Here is a 14,986-nt window from a genome sequence, read left to right on the forward strand (position 1 = left end):
TCTCCTTTGAACTCTCTGGACGATTGAACAAAGGATGGCGCCTTCCGTTCCGGACGCGCAAGAGCAGCGCCAACATTGACGAGTGGCTGAGTTCACCGGGGCCAAAATCGCCACCTAAAATAGGGCCGCTCAGTTGGCGGCCTCATTATCCTCGTCTTTGCCCACTTCGCCTTCCGATACAGGTTTTCGCCATGGGATCGGAGCTGGAGGTTGTTTGAATCGATGTCGACGACGATAGATTGATGATTGGCGTGCGACACTATTCTCCGAAGCTAGGAACACCCCTGGAGTGGCCGAGTTAGGCCGACAAAACCTACATTCAAGGGACCGAGGTTTATGGAGCAGATCGAAAGAACATCGGTGAGATTGATCACCTCATCATCGACAAGGTCACAGGTCGCGTGGCTTATGCCGTCTTGAGCTTGGGTGGATTTGTTGGATTGGGCCATAGCCATTACCCCATTCCGTGGGGCGCTCTAAAATACGATACGTCGCGCTTGGTGGTTTTCGAACCAACATCACCGAGCAACAGCTGAGGGACGCGCCTGAGTTCAGTGATGACTCATGGCAGGATCGAGACTGGGAAGCGCGCACCCACCGGTACTATGGGACGCCGACGTACTGGGAGGGTCGGGGTGGCTTTTATGACGCCCGGCAGTGCATCTGAAACTTCCCAGTCGTGTGTTGCCAGACTGAAGAACTGAACGACCAGCCCTTGGGTCGGCACGGCTGTCAGCGGCGCGTTTATGGGAAATAGAAAAGCACGTTGTTGGGCGGACGACATTCCCGCATCTCCCTATCGCGCGCGAACATGGCGTCGCCTATGTTGACGTGCTGTTGCTCTCCGATCGGCTGGAGGGGTGCAGACCCGAGGTGCGATCCCGCCGTCCTCGCCGGCCTGGGCGCATGCGACGTTTACTGCTTGGGCTGAGGAGCGCGAGCGGCGCGCACTGGCGTGATCACCGGAGCGCTACGCGGCGCACGATAACAAGGTGCAGCTCTGGCCGCACGAAGCGCTTAAGCGTTGACCAACAGATAGAGCCCTGAGACCAGAGCAGGCCTCAAAATCCAGCGACTGGTCCCGCGCCTGACTTGCCCCTATTCTTGTGGAATGACCGCCCTCACCCGTCGCCGCGGTAACAATCCGCACGAGGAATCTTGGCAGATCTACTTCACCGACGTCCGCACCGGGACCATCGGCGCGCGCGCCGGCGTACCGATCCACGCCGATCAATGGGGTTGGTCCATCGGCTTCTATCGTGGCATGGAGCCAGGCACATGGCGGAGTGGCATAGCCGCCACCTTCGAAGCCGCGCGCGAGGCTTTCGAGGCCGCGTGGTCCGAGCTGCGGCTCACCATCCCAGACACCGCCTTCGCCGAATGGCGCCAAGATCGCGACTGGCGGGCCGAGGTTGCGGCCAAGCGGGCGCGGGGCGAGAAGCTCGACAGCGAGATCCGGAGCACACTGATGCGCTGCGTCTGCGGCACCACGTTCGACAGCTGGAAAACGGCGGAGAGCTACCCTCACCGCGCACACATCACCGCCGCGCGGGCGGCCAATGGGACACGACGATGAAGCACACCGCAGAACGACCCTATGCAGACCCGGATGCGGCCGCGCGCAAGCTCGTCGAGCTCGCGGCCAGCGTCGCGGCCGTGCAGGACGGCCGCATCTACATCGAGCGGATCAACGGGCAGTTCATGATCGAGCTGAAGGGCAGCGGGAGCGAGTTCGGCGCCGGGCTCAGATACGCCATCGAGCGCGGCTGGTTATCGAAGCATGAAAGCGGCACCTACGTGAAGCTGATGCCGCCCGGGGAAGATCTGCTGACTCGCAAATAGGAACCGTCCTTACTGCTTCGTCCTACTTCTGTCGAAAATGAATGCGGCTTGAAACACCCGCTCAACTTCTGTCCTCACTTCCACGGAAACGTCCTGCCGTATGGTGGCAAAGTCCTTTGCCAAGTTCGCAAGCGACCTAGCGGCTTCGACCTCGGCCTCTTGCTGAGTGTCGAATTCCAGACCTTCCTCGTCCGGGTACAAACCAGTGTCGTCCCGGATGTCGAAGTAGTACCGGGTCATAAGCCGCCCTCATTCGAGGGAGAGCATAGAAGAAATGTTCGCGTGTTCCTATTCTGGCGGCTGCAGTCCGGGTGATCTCAACCACTCGCTCAAGTGCGAGCCGGTCTCGGCCTGTCTGGCCTTGCGGAGGAGAGCTTCTCGCTCGAAGCCGGCAGGGAGCTTCTTGGCTAGCTCTCTTAAGCGTACGGCTTCTTGGGCAAGACGTTCTTCGAGGGACACAGTTTGTTTAAAACGACGGCGTCGCTGCATGACACACCTCGATCTTACGGGTCCTAACCGTTGGGTTTGAGTTCTTGCAGCCTAACGCGCGGGCAGTTCCGTGGTCTGTGCCCTAGTGAACACAAGTTCCACGCGATAACGCGGGAACCTCGGATCACAATTGAATGTTACTTATCGCGGGCAGCCGGAGGGGAACGCCATGGAAATGGACCTTGCCGAGCGCTTCTTTTTGGGTCTCGCATTCATAGGTGCAAGCTGCCTCTGTGTCGTTTTCTCCGTCTGGATGCTTACTTGAAGTTCTGGCCCGCCAGCGTGAACCGGCCGCCGGACTTGCTTTTCCGCACCCAACGACCAGCAGTAGCCCGCGCTCTCGACGAGCCACCTCACGCCCTGCCGCCTGCCGGATAAGCACGGGTGAACTCTCCTTGGCGCTTGATGCGGTTGTAGCGAAAAGTGCAGCCGTGCGCCCGGGCAAAGACCTCCGCCTCTGCAATCGCGATGGCACGCGTGCCGCCAAACGCACGCTCGATGTAACGGTCCCGAATTATCAATTTCTGGTTCGACCCGACGTCATCCAAAACCGTCGCTAGCTTAAGCAGGAAGTCTTCGCGCGTCTCCATAGGGACAAACATGCAACGGCGAACGCCTGAATGCCAGCAAGGAGCTATGAAAGGCGAAACCTCGCCGCACAAATAGCCCGTCCTCAGTCTTTGGGCGGGAATGGATGGACGACGGCTTTTGCGTCCGTCGCCTGTGCGATCAGGACTGCAATTCCGTCCAGCGTTTGTCAGTCGTTGATTCCGAGCGACAGGCGCCGATACCGGGCGATCTTGTCGTCGTACTGAACGCACTTCTCACACATGGCTTCCGCTTGGCATAGAGGGCGGGAGCATGAAGCACTCTCAGTCATCAATGGGCGCCTCGGACGGGGCGGTGATCTCCGGACCATAAACCAGAACTCGGGTTCCCGACAGAAGGAACACAGCCCGCCAACGGAGGCGGCCTCAATGCCTGCGCCGTTCGACCGCGAATGTGAATTTGAGCTGGAGCACCGGACCGCTCTCGTCCCGGACTTCAATCGACAGCTTTTGGCTATCGCCCCCTAAGGCGCGGACGGCATCTCTGGCCATATCGGCAAGCGAGCGCGCCGCCTCTTCCTGCACCTTCTCTATGGTTGAGAACTCTAGACCTTCCTCATCCGGGAAAATCTCGTCACCCTCTCTGATGTCAAAATAATACCGTCTCATCAGACCAGAACGACGCCAACCTCAAATTGTTTCTTTCGTAAAACAGGCCACGCCCAAATCAAACTAGGCGACTTGATGCCGAAAGCAGGCCGGCCACCTACCTCAGCTCGTTCCTCGCGAGAGAAGCCAGTCTGTCCAGTTGGCCAGCCAAACCCACATAAGTTCGGGCGATGTTTTTCAGGACGTCGGCGCGATCTTTGGAAATGCCGCTCGCGCCAGAAAGTCTCTTGTAGAGGTCAGCATGTTCTCGGCACTCAGCAATGTTGATCACTGGCTCTGCCTTCTGTTGGCCGTGCGGGTCACAGCAGCGCCTTCCCCGCTGGCTTGCCTTCTACCATGTTAGCGCCCGTTAAAATCAGTCTTATGACACTGGTTAAATACGGAAGCGCCCCCTTCAGTTTGGAAAAGGAACCACAAGGGCGGCTGATATTTGACTGGCTCGCCGGCAGAGCTGGCGGAGCGGCCTCGGCCTACCCCCTAGGCCCCTGCAGCCGGGGCCGTCTCTCGCTCTTGTTGTATCGGAGTAGCGTATGCGTTCCTCGCCCTCGATCGTGCCGGCCGACCGCCTCGACCGCGATATCTATCTGGTGCTTGAAGACTCTGGAGCGCGCCGGTTGCGCCTGGCGCGAGACGGATGAGGCTGACACCAACCTCGAGGGCGTCCTGCAAACTCCCCTATCGCTAGAGCCATCCCGGTCCCGATGGAACGAGAACCGGCGATGCTCTCAGTCTTTCGTGAAGGCGCGTGAGCCTCAGGCTTCCTTGAAGCGGTAGCCGACGCCATAAAGTGTCTCGATCATCTCGAACTCGTTGTCGACCACCTTGAACTTCTTGCGCAGCCGCTTGATGTGGCTGTCGATGGTGCGGTCGTCGACATAGACCTGGTCGTCATAGGCGGCGTCCATCAGCGCGTTGCGGCTCTTCACCACGCCGGGGCGGGTCGCCAGCGCCTGGAGGATCAGGAATTCGGTGACGGTCAGCGCCACCGGCTCGTTCTTCCAGGTGCAGGTGTGCCGTTCGGGGTCCATGCGCAGCAGGCCGCGGTCGAGCGCCTTGGCATTGTTCTCCTTCGGCGCGACAGTCGGGTCCTTCGGCGCCGAGCGGCGCAGCACGGCCTTGACGCGCTCGACCAGCAGGCGCTGCGAGAATGGTTTGCGGATGAAGTCGTCGGCGCCCATCTTGAGGCCGAACAGTTCGTCGATCTCTTCGTCCTTGGAGGTCAGAAAGATCACCGGCAGGTTGGACTTCTGCCGCAGCCGGCGCAGCGTTTCCAAGCCGTCCATGCGCGGCATCTTGATGTCGAGAATGGCAAGATCGGGCTGGGTGGTGCGGAAGCCGTCGAGCGCGGAGGCGCCGTCGGTGTAAGTCATGATGCGGTAGCCTTCCGTCTCCAGCGCGATCGAGACGGATGTGAGAATGTTGCTGTCATCGTCGACCAAAGCGATTGTGGGCATGAGCCTCTGCTTTCTGCTTTCCGTTTGGGTCGTGCTTGAAACGGCGAGCAATCCACTGATGTGCCGCATACATGGGTGCCGAAGTCGGCGATCGAACCTTGTCGCCGAGCAATGCAAACTGGGCTGAGGTGTGACCAAGTTCCACAAAGCGCGACAGATTCGCCCCGTTTCGCCCCTTAACCTGACCCCCGTTTACCCGAAAAAAGACCTCCCTTGCAACCACCTGACCCGAGAAGGCCGATGCACCCGACCCCCGATTTCGACCCTCGGGCCAGTACGCCTATCCGCTCCGGATTGTATCCTTCAATCCCGTCGAGGGGTGGTCGCGGGACGCGACTTCCGAGGTAGCCGATGCGTAGGCCCGGCGCGCGGCCGACACCGACGCCGAGGTCTCGTCTGCGTTGCAAGACTTCATCGCCGCCAACGCCACAAGGCGCTTCGACACGCAGCTCGCGCTGCCCTTGCGCGGGGTCGCCTGACGGTGGCGGACTTCCGCTCTAGCAAGAGGGCAACGCAGATTCGAAACAATCGAGTCAATGACCCGGCGCTGGCTCGGCTGTTGAAGGTCGACGCTTTGGCATGGCGTGGTATCGCAAAGAGATACCGAGCTGATGCGCTTTAACAGCCACCGACGAGACGCCTCGGTTCAATTCAGCGGCTATCTCTTCGCGGCGGTGATTCCCGGCCATCGCCTTGAGCGTCTCAAGGTCTTCCGAGGTCCATGGGCGAACAGAATTGGCCATATGGCGGCCTCCCAAACAACAAATTTGGCTCACGTAGCGCAATAGCCCATGGGACCAAAAGTTTCATTCCGCCCTCTTGGATAGATCGCACGTCGGCTCTGTTATGAGCGCCACCGCGCTAACCGCAAAAATCTAGAAGCACACCGCAGAACGACCCTATGCAGACCCGGAGGCGTCCGCGCGCGAGCTCCTCGAAACGCAACATTGCGGCCGGGGACGCCAGCAACCTGACATTGTCCTTTGGTACAATGATCTAAGGGACATGGAATGAATATGGTCGCTCGTCGAACGACCTGGTGGCAAAGGATTATTCAAAGGATTTGATGCGGAAGAGGAATGACCGATGTTTGTGCGTATCACAACGGATCGACGACCTCAGCCCAATACGCTCGATGAATTCGGTTTAGCGGGTACATTCAACCGAATCATCGGCCTCAGCGAATTTAAATACCGAAAAGACACCGAAATCTTCGGTGAAAAAGAGCCCGCTGTGTATGTCTATCAAGTCAAGCATGGTGCGGTGCGAAGTTACAAGTTGCTCTCGGACGGTCGGCGTCAAATCGCCGCCTTTCACTTAGTGGGCGATATCTTCGGGATTGAGAATGGCGACACGCATCGATTTACCGCAGAGGCGGTCGTCGAAACCGTCGCGCGCCTGATTAAGCGAGAAAGCATTCAATTGGTGGCCGCAAGAGACGCGGTTGTCTCGCACAACCTGCTCAGCATGACTACCCGCAACCTGGAGCACGCAGAAAACCATATGCTGCTTCTGGGCCGCAAGACCGCGGTAGAAAGGGTTGCCGCCTTCTTACTTGAGATGGATTGCCGCACCGGAGCAGACAATGTGTCGCTCCCGATGACTCGTCGCGACATTGCGGACTATCTCGGCCTGACGTTGGAGACGGTTTCTCGCGTGCTATCTAGCTTGCGTAAAGCGGGCGTCCTTACGTTCCTCGACGGCGATCAGCGAGAGATCATGTTAAACGACAGAAGCCGGCTTGCCGATTTCGATCGGCAAGAACCGGCACAACCCTGATACCAAAAGCGACGAGCCGTACTGGCGACGATGATGAATACGCAGACTCACATCATGATCGCGGATATTGCGGGAGCTAGCACGAAGGTCCGTTGACTTAGATCAAGGATTGCCGGCGATCTAGGTTCAAGGCCTCTGCCATGAACAAGCCTTCCGATACCGAGCCCAAGCCAACCGAACCCGAGCCCAAGCCAACTCGCTTGGAGGAGGCGCGCCGGATCGTTGAGGATTATGCGAATGACCTTCGCGAGTTGTAAGCGTCGTTATCAGGCCACGGCTTTGAGGAACTGAGTGCGGTAGGCCCAAGGCAATAGCTGGTCGATGTCGCGGTTCGGATGACCACTGACGATCCTGGTCAGGACGTCGGTGAGATAGGCAAGCGGATCGACGTCGTTGAGCTTGCAGGTCTCGACCAGGGACGCGACGACCGCCCAGTGTTCGGCACCACCGTCGGATCCGGCAAACAGCGCGTTCTTGCGACTGAGCTTGATGCCGCGGATCGATCGTTCGACCGTATTGTTGTCGAGCTCGATGCGACCGTCATCGATGAAGCGCGTCAGCCCCTGCCAGCGCGAGAGAGCGTAGCGGATGGCGGCGGCGAGCTTGATCTTCTGGCTGATGAGAGCCAGCTTGGCGCGTAGCCAAGCCTCGAAGGCATCGGCCAGCGGTCGGCTTTTCTGCTGACGCACGAGACGGCGCTCCTCCGGGCTGCGGCCGCGGATCTCCTTCTCGATCGCGTAGAATGCGGCAATGTGCTTCAGCGCCTCGCTTGCGATCGGCGCGGGGCCCGCCGTCGCGAGTTCGTAGAAGTTGCGCCGCATGTGCACCCAGCAGAAGGCGAGCTCGACCTCGCCGCGCTCGGCAAGCTTTGGATAGGCGGTGTAGCCATCGACCTGCAGGACGCCCTTGTAGCCGGCAAGATGGCTGAACAACCGCTCGGCCTTGCGGTCGGGTGCATAGACATAGGCGATGCCGGGCGGATCGAGGCCGCCCCAGGGCCTGTCGTCGGCGGCATAGGCCCAGAGCTGGCCGGTCTTGGTGCGCCCTCGACCGGGATCGAGCACCGGCACCGTCGTCTCGTCGGCGAACAGCTTGGACCTCGCTCGAAGCATCGTGAGAAGGCGCTCATGCAGCGAGCGCAGGTGGAAGGCGGCATGCCCAACCCAGTCCGCCAGCGTCGATCGATCGAGAGCGATGCCCTGGCGGGCATAGATCTGGGCCTGCCGGTAGAGCGGCAGATGATCGGCATATTTGGACACCAGAACCTGGGCGACCGTGGCCTCGGTCGGCAGGCCGCCCTCGATCAGCCGGGCCGGAGCCTCGGCCTGCACGACACCATCCTCGCAGGCACGACAGGCGTATTTGGGACGCCGGGTAACGACAACGCGGAACTGCGCCGGCACCATGTCCAGCCGCTCGCTCTTGTCTTCACCGATCCGATGCAGTTCGCCCTGGCAGCAGGGGCAGGTCTTGTCGTCGATGTCGACGACGACCTCGATCCGCGGCAGATGCGCCGGCAGTGCCCCGCGGTTGACGCGGCGCTTGCGCGCCCGTTCCGCCCGACCTTCCGGGGCGGTCTCGTCCTGACCGGCCTCGGCAGAGGCCGCGACCTGCTCGACGTCCTCGAGGCCCAGCAGCATCTGTTCCTCAGGAAGCGACTCCGCCCTCCGGCCAAAGCGATGACGCTGCAATTCCTTGATGATCTGGCGCAGCCGCTCGCTCTCGTGCCGCTCGGCAAGCAGCATCGCCTTCAGCGTCTCGGGATCATCAGGAAGGTTATCGCTCACGGGCAAATCAGAGCATATTCGCGCCCGCCTGACGACGTACTCGATGCCTCTGATTCACTTCGCCGCAGCGCGGCCCACAATTATCCGGCTTGCGTCGGGACGACCGTCTCCCGTGCCGCGTGGACACGCCGCCAATCGAGCCCTTCGAGCAGCGCCGACAATTCTGCCGCTGACAAACGCATCACGCCATCCTCGATCTTCGGCCAGCGGAAGACGCCTTCCTCGAGCCGCTTGGCGAACAGGCACAAACCCGTACCATCCCAGAAGATCAGCTTGATCCGGTCCGCGCGCTTGGCACGGAAGACATAAACAGCACCCGAGAACGGATCGGCCTTCATGTGCTCGCGTACCAACATAGCAAGCCCTTCCATTCCCTTGCGGAAGTCGACTGGCTTGGTTGCCACCATCACCCGGACAGTGCCGGACGGGCCGATCACCGGCTTGCCTTCAACGCATGGACGATGGCCGCAATCATCGCCACGTCCGCGCCTTGGCCGACCCGGATAGTGACGCCTTCGGCTTCGATCTCGATGCCCCCAACATCCGGCTTGGCCTTCCGTCGCGCTGTCTTGCGCTCACGGCCCGCAACCGCGACCGGCGCCATGGCGTCTACCACCGCAGGTACAAACTGCGGATCGTTAGCCATCGGCGCCGGCTGCCGGCGCGCTTGCCGGCGCCAAGTGAACACTTGTTGTGGGGTCAGCCCGTGTCGCCGGGCAATCTCGGAAACGACCGCGCCTGGTACCAGCGTCTCCTCGACAATCCGGGCCTTGTCGTCCTTGGAGAACCAACGACGTCGTCCCGTCTCCGTGATCACTTCCAGCCGGCGCGCCGTTACATCCGACTTAAGCGTATGGTCAAACATAGACACAAACCGATCCCTTCAAAGAGATCGTGAAACTCGCCTATCCCATCTGCCCCGAAAAGGTGGGAGCGGAACGACGCTTACCGCGAGTTCATCCGAAAGCTCCGTGAGAAGATGAATTGAAGCGGATTGGCGCCGGGCTCAGATATGAGATCGAGCGCGGCTGGTGATCGCAGCATGAAAGCGGACGCCGCCCGGGGAGGATCTGCTGACTCGCAAATAGGAGGTGCTGGGCGGGGTAGCCCGCCAACTGAGGCGGCCTTGCTTCGCAAAGGGCAACCGCAACGGTTGTCTTGCGCTTTCAAGTTTCTCCGTTCGGCAAAACAGTATCGATTGTGTGCCTAAGCTTATCCAGCGTGCACGGTTTGACTAAGACGGGCGTTCCTTCAAATCCATGCGGCACGCCGCTGCTGCCGTATCCGCTCAAGAAAAAGAACGGCAGCCCTCGTCTCCTTATTGCTTGGGCAACGGGCCCCACGTTCATACCATGCAAATTGATGTCGAGGATCGCGAGATCGTATTCCCCGATCTCGGCAACGGATCGCGCATCATCTATATTCCCCACTTCAGCGATGACCCTGTGTCCGAGTTCCTCGACCATCTCGACAAGCATCATTCGAATAAGCGCCTCATCTTCCACGAGGAGTATTGATGCCTGCGTCATCTCTCGCCTCAAGCCTTGCCTAAATCGGCCACCGAGCGCTCGTTAAGGAGCTGAGAGACCGCCGTTGTAAGCTGCGCGAGGGCAAACGGTTTCTGAAGAATTATGCTGTTGGGAACGCCTTGTGCCGGCCAGTCGTGGGCCGCTGCGCCCGATATGTAGACCACGGGCAAATTGGGATCGGTCTCGCGTGCCGCCCGCGCGACCTCCCAGCCGGTGAGGCTTCCTAACAGATTGATGTCAGTCACTAGAGCGCAGTATGCAACGAGCCGACCTTTGAGCAGTGTTACCGCCTCCTCGCCGGTCTTGGCGCTGGTGAACTCGAAGCCCCCCTCCCTCAATGCTTCCTCGACAATGCCTTGGATCGCATCGTCGTCTTCTACCAGAAGAACTGTCGGCAGCACTTCCGTCATAGTTTTCCGCCGAGCACACGTGAACTGGAGGTTACAAAGTGCACACAAGCCAAAGGTTCCCGGGAAAGTTTGGCAGTCTTGAAATCCGGGGTCCAGCTCCTGTCGGAGGATTTTTTGGCCTTGACCTTTTCGCGGATGAAGCTGACCCGCAACTGGTCGCCGTTTACTCGTTCGAGCTGACAGCGACGATAGGCAAGTCCAGTGGACGAAAGCAGAAGAAAGAACTCGTTCAGGGTCAGCCCCTCAATCGAGGTCTCAACTTGAAGTGTTGCTCCGACATTTGAGACCTCCTTAAGCGTGCACGCGCGACGCCACGTGCCATCAATGGCCATCATTTGCGCAGGCAACGGATGCTCGAAGGTGACCCTTCGGTCTTCTTGCTCTTTTTATGCTGGCATCGGGTAAACGGAAGTGGTCCCCCCCTATATCCCCGATCAACTAAAAGGTAGTAACCGCGGTCGGGAAAAGTTGGCAAATTGGGATCTGCTTGGGACACCGAAGTTGAAATACGAACAGCGTCCGTGAAGTCGCAAGCAGGCCAGTGCCGCCTTACTTCACCTCCATTGTCTGCTCGTTCCGCGCGAGAGACGCCAGTCTATCCAGTTGGCCGGCCAAACCGACATAGGTTCGGGCGATGTTTCTCAGGGCGGTGGCGCGGTCCTTGGAGATGCCGCTCGCGGAAGAAAGTCTCTTGTAGTGGTCAGAAAGTCTCTTGTAGTGATCCGCATGTTCGCGGCACTCAGCAATGTTGTGGTCGAGAGGGGCGGCTGGCATGATCGAGAGCGAGGAACGCATACGTTACTCCGATATGACAACGGTAGAGAGACGGCCCCGGCTCTAAGGGCTCAATCCAGCAATCAACACGTCCTGTTGGGACGCATCCATCGCTAATCCCGGCGGAAAATCTGGCCCCGCTCGGCCGCGAGCGCGAGCTCTGTCCATTCGCGCGCAAGCTTCAGCCAGCCTTCTCGATCGACCTGGTCGAGGCTGCGAGCCGCCTCCCCGCGACAGGCCGTCGCCTCCTTGAAAAATTGCTGAGCGGAGGCGGCCATCTTATCGTAGTGGGACAACTTCCCGGGTAGCTTGGTCTTCATCGTTGCCTCGGCGCATAACCATGCAACACAGACGGTTCGAAAACTCGTGGAATTGCCACTTGTTCCCGCAACCAATAAGTACGGCCAGCGCCTAAGGTCGCACACAAGCCAGTGCCCATTTTTGGAATGATGGTCCCAATAGGAACGACGAGCGCGGGCAATTATTGAGTCGTCGCTGGCTCGCCGGCAGAGCTGGCGGAGCGGCCTCGGCCTACCCCCTTGACCCCTGCAGCCGGGGCCGTCTCTCCGCCATTATCGTACACCCGGCTCGGCGGCCTCGAGCACGAGAAGCCCGCCACAGTTGCCTAGGGCCTTCTCGCAACGACTGATCTCCCAACCGCACCGGCGGTTCGCGCCAATTCGGCAATGACGAACTAAGGCCCCGCGGAGTGACGCTCCGCGGGGCCTTAGCTCTTAACAGCCTACACGCCTTGACCGATCAGTCGATGATTTTCACGACCCGGCGCGTGCGCGGTTCGACGATGACACGGCGGTCGTTCACGACCGCGTAGCGATACTCGGTGTAGTTCGGCACCGGGCGCAAGACCACGGTCGGGGGCAAGGGCTCGCCGACGACGACGCGCTCGTGGATCACGACGGAGTCGTCGCGCGGAATTCCGCCGAGCACGGCATTCGGAATTTCGAGGCCGGCGCCAACGGCCGCACCGACGGTGCCGCCGACCATCGCGCCGACCGGGCCACCGATGTCGCCACCCGCACGCGCGCCGTCCCTAGCGCCCTGTTCGGTCGTCGACTGGGCAAAGGCCGCAGTCGACGCCGCCAGCAGCGACACAGCAGCCAATGAAATCGCAAGACGGGTTTTCATGTCCACTCTCTCCAGTGGTTGTTGATGCGCCGTCAACCGCTGGGCCAGAGCATTGTTCCGGTTCCTCCGATGAAAGGCGCGTCTGGAGAATGTTACTGCGTAACAGTTCAGGCCGCGGTGGCGCAGCGTTGCTGTCAGGCATACGTTGCTAAGACGGGTAGCTCTTGATTGGAAAGCCGCAGTATCATGGGCCGGTTGCAAGAAGTTGCGACGAAGAAGGCTATCGCAATTATTGCAATCTTTTGCTCGACGGATTCGAAATCCGCGTTTTCTTGAACGACGCGTAGCAAATCGGATACACTGCGGCAAATCCTGAAGAAGGGTGGGTTCGGGTGATTCAAGGCGAGCTCGGCCATCATAAACGGCGAGGTCGTGATGCCGGCCGCCGATGGCAGCACCGATTTCTCCGTCTTACAGAACGACATGGTCGACCTTGCCGGCATAGATTAGGTGGTCGCCCTTGCGCCTCGCGAGATAAATACCGTCCCATTTGCCCTCGTCGAGCGCGAAGCCGGCAATTGTTAAGGTCTCGCGTTGGGCGCATGTCTTTTTGATCCAATTGTTGCCCCGGCCGCTGGCGTAGATGCTGTCACGCACCTTCGAGACTACGCCTTCGAGCCCCACCTTGCAGGCGTGCGTGAACATCTCGCGGCCATCGATCTCGAAGCTATCGCTTAACTGTAGGTCGCTGCCGGTGATGATCTTCTTCAGCGCCGCCTTGCGCTCCAACAGCGGCACATTCCGGAGGTCCCTGCCGTTGAGATAAAGCAGGTCGAAGGCGACGAGCACGATCTTCGTCGAGGCGCCCTTGAGCTGGCTTCGACAAGACATCGGCGGCCGAGCTGCGGCGGCGCCTCGAGCCGCTGGTCCGTAAGACACAGCCCTATGCCAAGAGGATTGCGCACGAAGGCATCTGGGTCGAACCGAAGCTGCTTGCTGAGATCGAATACCAAGCGAAGTCGGCCGAGGGGAAGGTGCGGCATCCGTTCTTCAAGGGGTGCGAGGACCTGTAACGGCGCGGCGATCGGCGGCAAAATTTTTTCAGCCCCCTCTTGAAACCAAAACCGGCTTTGCTAATTTTTTTGTCGCCATCTGACGATGGTGTCCGGGCGCCTCATGGGCCCGGGCCAAGAGACGGGCACCGTGTCCGGTGCCGCTCGTAGACATCTTGCTCTTAGGAGGATTTGGCTATGCGCACCTACGATTTTGCCCCCCTCTGGCGCTCGACCATTGGTTTCGACCGCCTCTTCGACCTCGCAGAAACCGCTCAGCGGGCCAGCGAGGACAATTACCCGCCCTACAACATCGAACGGCTGGCGGAGGATCGCTATCAGATCTCGCTGGCGGTGGCGGGTTTCTCGCCCGAGGATATCGTCATCACCGCCGAGCAGAACGTGGTGACGGTTGAAGGCAGCAAATCCGACAAGACCGAACGTGATTTCCTCTATCGCGGTATCTCGCACCGCGCCTTCAAGCGCCAATTCAGCCTCGCCGAATATGTCCAGGTGAAAAGCGCCGCATTCGACAACGGCTTGCTGACCATCGAACTCGTCCGCGAGATTCCGGATGCGATGAAGCCGCGCCGGATTGCGATCGGCGATGCCTCGACCGGCAGCGTGCGGAAGCTGGAAGCCAAAGCCGCCGCCTAGTAGAGGCGCCATGGAGCCGCGCTGCAAGTCGTGCGGCTCCCATCCATTCGTCAATGAAAAGGAGAGGACCATGCGGCCGACGACCGCTGACGACAACGTTTTCGACTTCGACGCGCTGCTTCATCCCGGCACGGTCTTTGAGACACCCAAAGACGTTCTGGATCACCCTGCCCTGACGCTGGCCGAGAAGCGCGCAATCTTGGCATCATGGGCGTCCGACGCGTCCGCGATCGCCTCTTGCCCGTCGATGCGCGCACCTGCCGGCCTCAAGAAGCCGGTATCGATCGACGAAATCTTGGACGCGTTGCGCGCCTTGGACGGTGGCCCCCGGACGCCACCCGGCGGAAAGCCCTACCGTCTCCGTTCGACCGAACGTGCGGCCGCGGCGTGAAGTTCGGAGCCTCAGATGACAACGGACGAAAAACTAGCGCGGCTTCGCGCCCATCGCAACAACGTCCACCGCTACCGCCGCCTGCTGAGCACTCGGCTCTCAGATCTTGAGCGCGAGTTCTTGATGAAGCGACTCTCGGAGGAGCAAATCGCTATTGATGCGCTATCGACGACGACTTTCCCATTTTCCTTGAATCTCGACGGTCCAATCACCGGTGCAGCATCCAGGGTGGCTTAGCTTCAATGCTGGACCTTATATTGATCGATCGCAATCGGCGTGGTTGGGAATGGCGAGTTTGCGACCAGTCTGGCACTGCCCTGGGTAAGGGCCGTGAAAGAACGCGAATGGCCGCGAGATATCGCGGTTATCAGGCGATGTTTCTATTGCTCGCAAGCGGAGCCCGGTTAATCGATCCGGGGCCGTTGGCGCCATAAGATGAGCTTACGGCTCCTCCCCGGCAATGGCCGAAAGCGGCGGGCCTGCAACAATGTCCTTCCTGACCGGCCCCGGGGCCACCAG

General features: G+C 60.0%; 22 protein-coding genes and 3 pseudogenes. 9 read left to right on the forward strand and 16 right to left on the reverse strand.

Translation table 11 applies throughout. The features are described from left to right. Nucleotides 1–317 precede the first annotated feature (317 nt). The 3 genes and pseudogenes from AB7531_RS22845 (at nucleotide 318) to AB7531_RS22855 (ending at nucleotide 1,842) form a co-directional block, all read left to right on the forward strand. Nucleotides 318–667, forward strand: a pseudogene (locus AB7531_RS22845) (PRC-barrel domain-containing protein). Between the two features lie 444 nt (nucleotides 668–1,111). After that, nucleotides 1,112–1,576 carry a hypothetical protein gene (locus AB7531_RS22850; RefSeq protein ID WP_231141865.1) on the forward strand — a complete coding sequence of 155 codons (465 nt, stop codon included), beginning with the start codon at nucleotides 1,112–1,114 and terminating at the stop codon, nucleotides 1,574–1,576. Then, a complete protein-coding gene (locus AB7531_RS22855) occupies nucleotides 1,573–1,842 on the forward strand; it encodes a hypothetical protein (RefSeq protein WP_085398671.1) in 270 nt (89 codons plus the stop codon). Before AB7531_RS22850 ends, AB7531_RS22855 begins: the two co-directional genes overlap by 4 nt. A gap of 9 nt (nucleotides 1,843–1,851) precedes the next feature. Here AB7531_RS22855 and AB7531_RS22860 read toward each other — a convergent pair whose 3' ends face one another. The 5 genes from AB7531_RS22860 to AB7531_RS22880 form a co-directional block, all read right to left on the reverse strand. Beyond that, nucleotides 1,852–2,082 carry a DUF6894 family protein gene (locus AB7531_RS22860; RefSeq protein ID WP_014494432.1) on the reverse strand — a complete coding sequence of 77 codons (231 nt, stop codon included), beginning with the start codon at nucleotides 2,080–2,082 and terminating at the stop codon, nucleotides 1,852–1,854. 48 nt (nucleotides 2,083–2,130) lie between these two features. Further along, a complete protein-coding gene (locus AB7531_RS22865) occupies nucleotides 2,131–2,331 on the reverse strand; it encodes a hypothetical protein (RefSeq protein ID WP_231141863.1) in 201 nt (66 codons plus the stop codon). A gap of 353 nt (nucleotides 2,332–2,684) precedes the next feature. Beyond that, entirely contained in the window at nucleotides 2,685–2,933 is a 249-nt protein-coding gene (locus AB7531_RS22870; protein ID WP_014494430.1) for a hypothetical protein, read from the reverse strand. Between the two features lie 372 nt (nucleotides 2,934–3,305). After that, nucleotides 3,306–3,548, reverse strand: coding sequence for a DUF6894 family protein (locus AB7531_RS22875; protein WP_014494428.1), 243 nt, complete (start codon nucleotides 3,546–3,548; stop codon nucleotides 3,306–3,308). A 752-nt stretch (nucleotides 3,549–4,300) separates the two neighbouring features. Beyond that, on the reverse strand, nucleotides 4,301–5,002 hold the full coding sequence (locus AB7531_RS22880) for a response regulator transcription factor (RefSeq protein ID WP_063986614.1): 702 nt from the start codon (nucleotides 5,000–5,002) through the stop codon (nucleotides 4,301–4,303). Nucleotides 5,003–5,268: 266 nt separating this feature from the next. Here AB7531_RS22880 and AB7531_RS22885 point away from each other — a divergent pair. Further along, nucleotides 5,269–5,481: pseudogene (locus AB7531_RS22885) on the forward strand (hypothetical protein); the annotation flags it as partial. Between the two features lie 607 nt (nucleotides 5,482–6,088). Continuing rightward, nucleotides 6,089–6,781, forward strand: coding sequence for a helix-turn-helix domain-containing protein (locus tag AB7531_RS22890; protein ID WP_063983365.1), 693 nt, complete (start codon nucleotides 6,089–6,091; stop codon nucleotides 6,779–6,781). 266 nt (nucleotides 6,782–7,047) lie between these two features. On the opposite strand, the gene tnpC is transcribed toward AB7531_RS22890, so the two are convergent. The 11 genes and pseudogenes from tnpC to AB7531_RS22945 all read right to left on the reverse strand — a co-directional run. Continuing rightward, complete coding sequence (tnpC, locus tag AB7531_RS22895) at nucleotides 7,048–8,526, reverse strand: IS66 family transposase (protein ID WP_063986009.1); 1,479 nt, start codon at nucleotides 8,524–8,526, stop codon at nucleotides 7,048–7,050. A 122-nt stretch (nucleotides 8,527–8,648) separates the two neighbouring features. Continuing rightward, nucleotides 8,649–9,005: an IS66 family insertion sequence element accessory protein TnpB gene (tnpB, locus tag AB7531_RS22900; protein WP_063980520.1), complete on the reverse strand. Its 357-nt coding sequence runs from the start codon at nucleotides 9,003–9,005 to the stop codon at nucleotides 8,649–8,651. Further along, the gene (gene tnpA, locus AB7531_RS22905; RefSeq protein ID WP_063980519.1) at nucleotides 9,002–9,433 is read right to left on the reverse strand and encodes an IS66-like element accessory protein TnpA; all 432 of its coding nucleotides are present in this window, start codon (nucleotides 9,431–9,433) and stop codon (nucleotides 9,002–9,004) included. The genes tnpB and tnpA overlap by 4 nt, the downstream gene beginning before the upstream one ends. A 301-nt stretch (nucleotides 9,434–9,734) precedes the next feature. Further along, the gene (locus AB7531_RS22910; protein WP_084795133.1) at nucleotides 9,735–10,097 is read right to left on the reverse strand and encodes a response regulator; all 363 of its coding nucleotides are present in this window, start codon (nucleotides 10,095–10,097) and stop codon (nucleotides 9,735–9,737) included. 8 nt (nucleotides 10,098–10,105) lie between these two features. Then, nucleotides 10,106–10,507, reverse strand: a complete 402-nt coding sequence (locus AB7531_RS22915) for a response regulator (RefSeq protein ID WP_085398163.1) — start codon at nucleotides 10,505–10,507, stop codon at nucleotides 10,106–10,108. Then, the gene (locus AB7531_RS22920; protein WP_341850513.1) at nucleotides 10,504–10,854 is read right to left on the reverse strand and encodes a PilZ domain-containing protein; all 351 of its coding nucleotides are present in this window, start codon (nucleotides 10,852–10,854) and stop codon (nucleotides 10,504–10,506) included. Before AB7531_RS22920 ends, AB7531_RS22915 begins: the two co-directional genes overlap by 4 nt. 202 nt (nucleotides 10,855–11,056) lie before the next feature. After that, entirely contained in the window at nucleotides 11,057–11,302 is a 246-nt protein-coding gene (locus tag AB7531_RS22925; protein WP_084795134.1) for a hypothetical protein, read from the reverse strand. Between the two features lie 92 nt (nucleotides 11,303–11,394). Next, a complete protein-coding gene (locus AB7531_RS22930; protein WP_063983366.1) occupies nucleotides 11,395–11,601 on the reverse strand; it encodes a hypothetical protein in 207 nt (68 codons plus the stop codon). Nucleotides 11,602–12,040: 439 nt separating this feature from the next. Beyond that, nucleotides 12,041–12,427: a DUF1236 domain-containing protein gene (locus AB7531_RS22935; RefSeq protein WP_231145284.1), complete on the reverse strand. Its 387-nt coding sequence runs from the start codon at nucleotides 12,425–12,427 to the stop codon at nucleotides 12,041–12,043. A gap of 134 nt (nucleotides 12,428–12,561) precedes the next feature. Then, complete coding sequence (locus AB7531_RS22940) at nucleotides 12,562–12,852, reverse strand: hypothetical protein (RefSeq protein WP_063979755.1); 291 nt, start codon at nucleotides 12,850–12,852, stop codon at nucleotides 12,562–12,564. Then, a pseudogene (locus tag AB7531_RS22945) lies at nucleotides 12,851–13,249 on the reverse strand (ATP-dependent DNA ligase); the annotation flags it as partial. The pseudogene AB7531_RS22945 and the gene AB7531_RS22940, both read right to left, overlap by 2 nt. A gap of 41 nt (nucleotides 13,250–13,290) precedes the next feature. Here AB7531_RS22945 and AB7531_RS22950 point away from each other — a divergent pair. The 4 genes from AB7531_RS22950 (at nucleotide 13,291) to AB7531_RS22965 (ending at nucleotide 14,704) form a co-directional block, all read left to right on the forward strand. Then, nucleotides 13,291–13,440, forward strand: a complete 150-nt coding sequence (locus AB7531_RS22950) for a hypothetical protein (protein WP_371494754.1) — start codon at nucleotides 13,291–13,293, stop codon at nucleotides 13,438–13,440. A 177-nt stretch (nucleotides 13,441–13,617) separates the two neighbouring features. Next, nucleotides 13,618–14,076 carry an Hsp20 family protein gene (locus AB7531_RS22955; RefSeq protein WP_063979756.1) on the forward strand — a complete coding sequence of 153 codons (459 nt, stop codon included), beginning with the start codon at nucleotides 13,618–13,620 and terminating at the stop codon, nucleotides 14,074–14,076. 70 nt (nucleotides 14,077–14,146) lie between these two features. Beyond that, on the forward strand, nucleotides 14,147–14,467 hold the full coding sequence (locus AB7531_RS22960; RefSeq protein WP_063979757.1) for a hypothetical protein: 321 nt from the start codon (nucleotides 14,147–14,149) through the stop codon (nucleotides 14,465–14,467). A 15-nt stretch (nucleotides 14,468–14,482) separates the two neighbouring features. Then, on the forward strand, nucleotides 14,483–14,704 hold the full coding sequence (locus AB7531_RS22965; RefSeq protein WP_084794892.1) for a hypothetical protein: 222 nt from the start codon (nucleotides 14,483–14,485) through the stop codon (nucleotides 14,702–14,704). The last annotated feature ends 282 nt before the right edge of the window (nucleotides 14,705–14,986 follow it).

Origin of the sequence: Bradyrhizobium sp. 63_E2_N1_3 (genome assembly GCF_052076005.1) — a bacterium.
Lineage (GTDB): Bacteria > Pseudomonadota > Alphaproteobacteria > Rhizobiales > Xanthobacteraceae > Bradyrhizobium > Bradyrhizobium barranii.

Coding starts and splice junctions, on each gene's coding strand:
- AB7531_RS22865 (WP_231141863.1), bottom strand. CDS start 2,331: ATGCAGCGACGCCGTCGTTTTAAACAAACTGTGTCCCTCGAAGAACGT.
- AB7531_RS22880 (WP_063986614.1), bottom strand. CDS start 5,002: ATGCCCACAATCGCTTTGGTCGACGATGACAGCAACATTCTCACATCC.
- AB7531_RS22940 (WP_063979755.1), bottom strand. CDS start 12,852: ATGTCGTTCTGTAAGACGGAGAAATCGGTGCTGCCATCGGCGGCCGGC.
- AB7531_RS22850 (WP_231141865.1), top strand. CDS start 1,112: ATGACCGCCCTCACCCGTCGCCGCGGTAACAATCCGCACGAGGAATCT.
- AB7531_RS22855 (WP_085398671.1), top strand. CDS start 1,573: ATGAAGCACACCGCAGAACGACCCTATGCAGACCCGGATGCGGCCGCG.
- AB7531_RS22965 (WP_084794892.1), top strand. CDS start 14,483: ATGACAACGGACGAAAAACTAGCGCGGCTTCGCGCCCATCGCAACAAC.
- tnpA (WP_063980519.1), bottom strand. CDS start 9,433: ATGTTTGACCATACGCTTAAGTCGGATGTAACGGCGCGCCGGCTGGAA.
- AB7531_RS22925 (WP_084795134.1), bottom strand. CDS start 11,302: ATGCGTTCCTCGCTCTCGATCATGCCAGCCGCCCCTCTCGACCACAAC.
- AB7531_RS22875 (WP_014494428.1), bottom strand. CDS start 3,548: ATGAGACGGTATTATTTTGACATCAGAGAGGGTGACGAGATTTTCCCG.
- AB7531_RS22890 (WP_063983365.1), top strand. CDS start 6,089: ATGTTTGTGCGTATCACAACGGATCGACGACCTCAGCCCAATACGCTC.
- AB7531_RS22935 (WP_231145284.1), bottom strand. CDS start 12,427: ATGAAAACCCGTCTTGCGATTTCATTGGCTGCTGTGTCGCTGCTGGCG.
- AB7531_RS22860 (WP_014494432.1), bottom strand. CDS start 2,082: ATGACCCGGTACTACTTCGACATCCGGGACGACACTGGTTTGTACCCG.
- AB7531_RS22930 (WP_063983366.1), bottom strand. CDS start 11,601: ATGAAGACCAAGCTACCCGGGAAGTTGTCCCACTACGATAAGATGGCC.
- tnpC (WP_063986009.1), bottom strand. CDS start 8,526: ATGCTGCTTGCCGAGCGGCACGAGAGCGAGCGGCTGCGCCAGATCATC.
- AB7531_RS22955 (WP_063979756.1), top strand. CDS start 13,618: ATGCGCACCTACGATTTTGCCCCCCTCTGGCGCTCGACCATTGGTTTC.
- AB7531_RS22910 (WP_084795133.1), bottom strand. CDS start 10,097: ATGACGCAGGCATCAATACTCCTCGTGGAAGATGAGGCGCTTATTCGA.
- AB7531_RS22870 (WP_014494430.1), bottom strand. CDS start 2,933: ATGTTTGTCCCTATGGAGACGCGCGAAGACTTCCTGCTTAAGCTAGCG.
- AB7531_RS22960 (WP_063979757.1), top strand. CDS start 14,147: ATGCGGCCGACGACCGCTGACGACAACGTTTTCGACTTCGACGCGCTG.
- AB7531_RS22915 (WP_085398163.1), bottom strand. CDS start 10,507: ATGACGGAAGTGCTGCCGACAGTTCTTCTGGTAGAAGACGACGATGCG.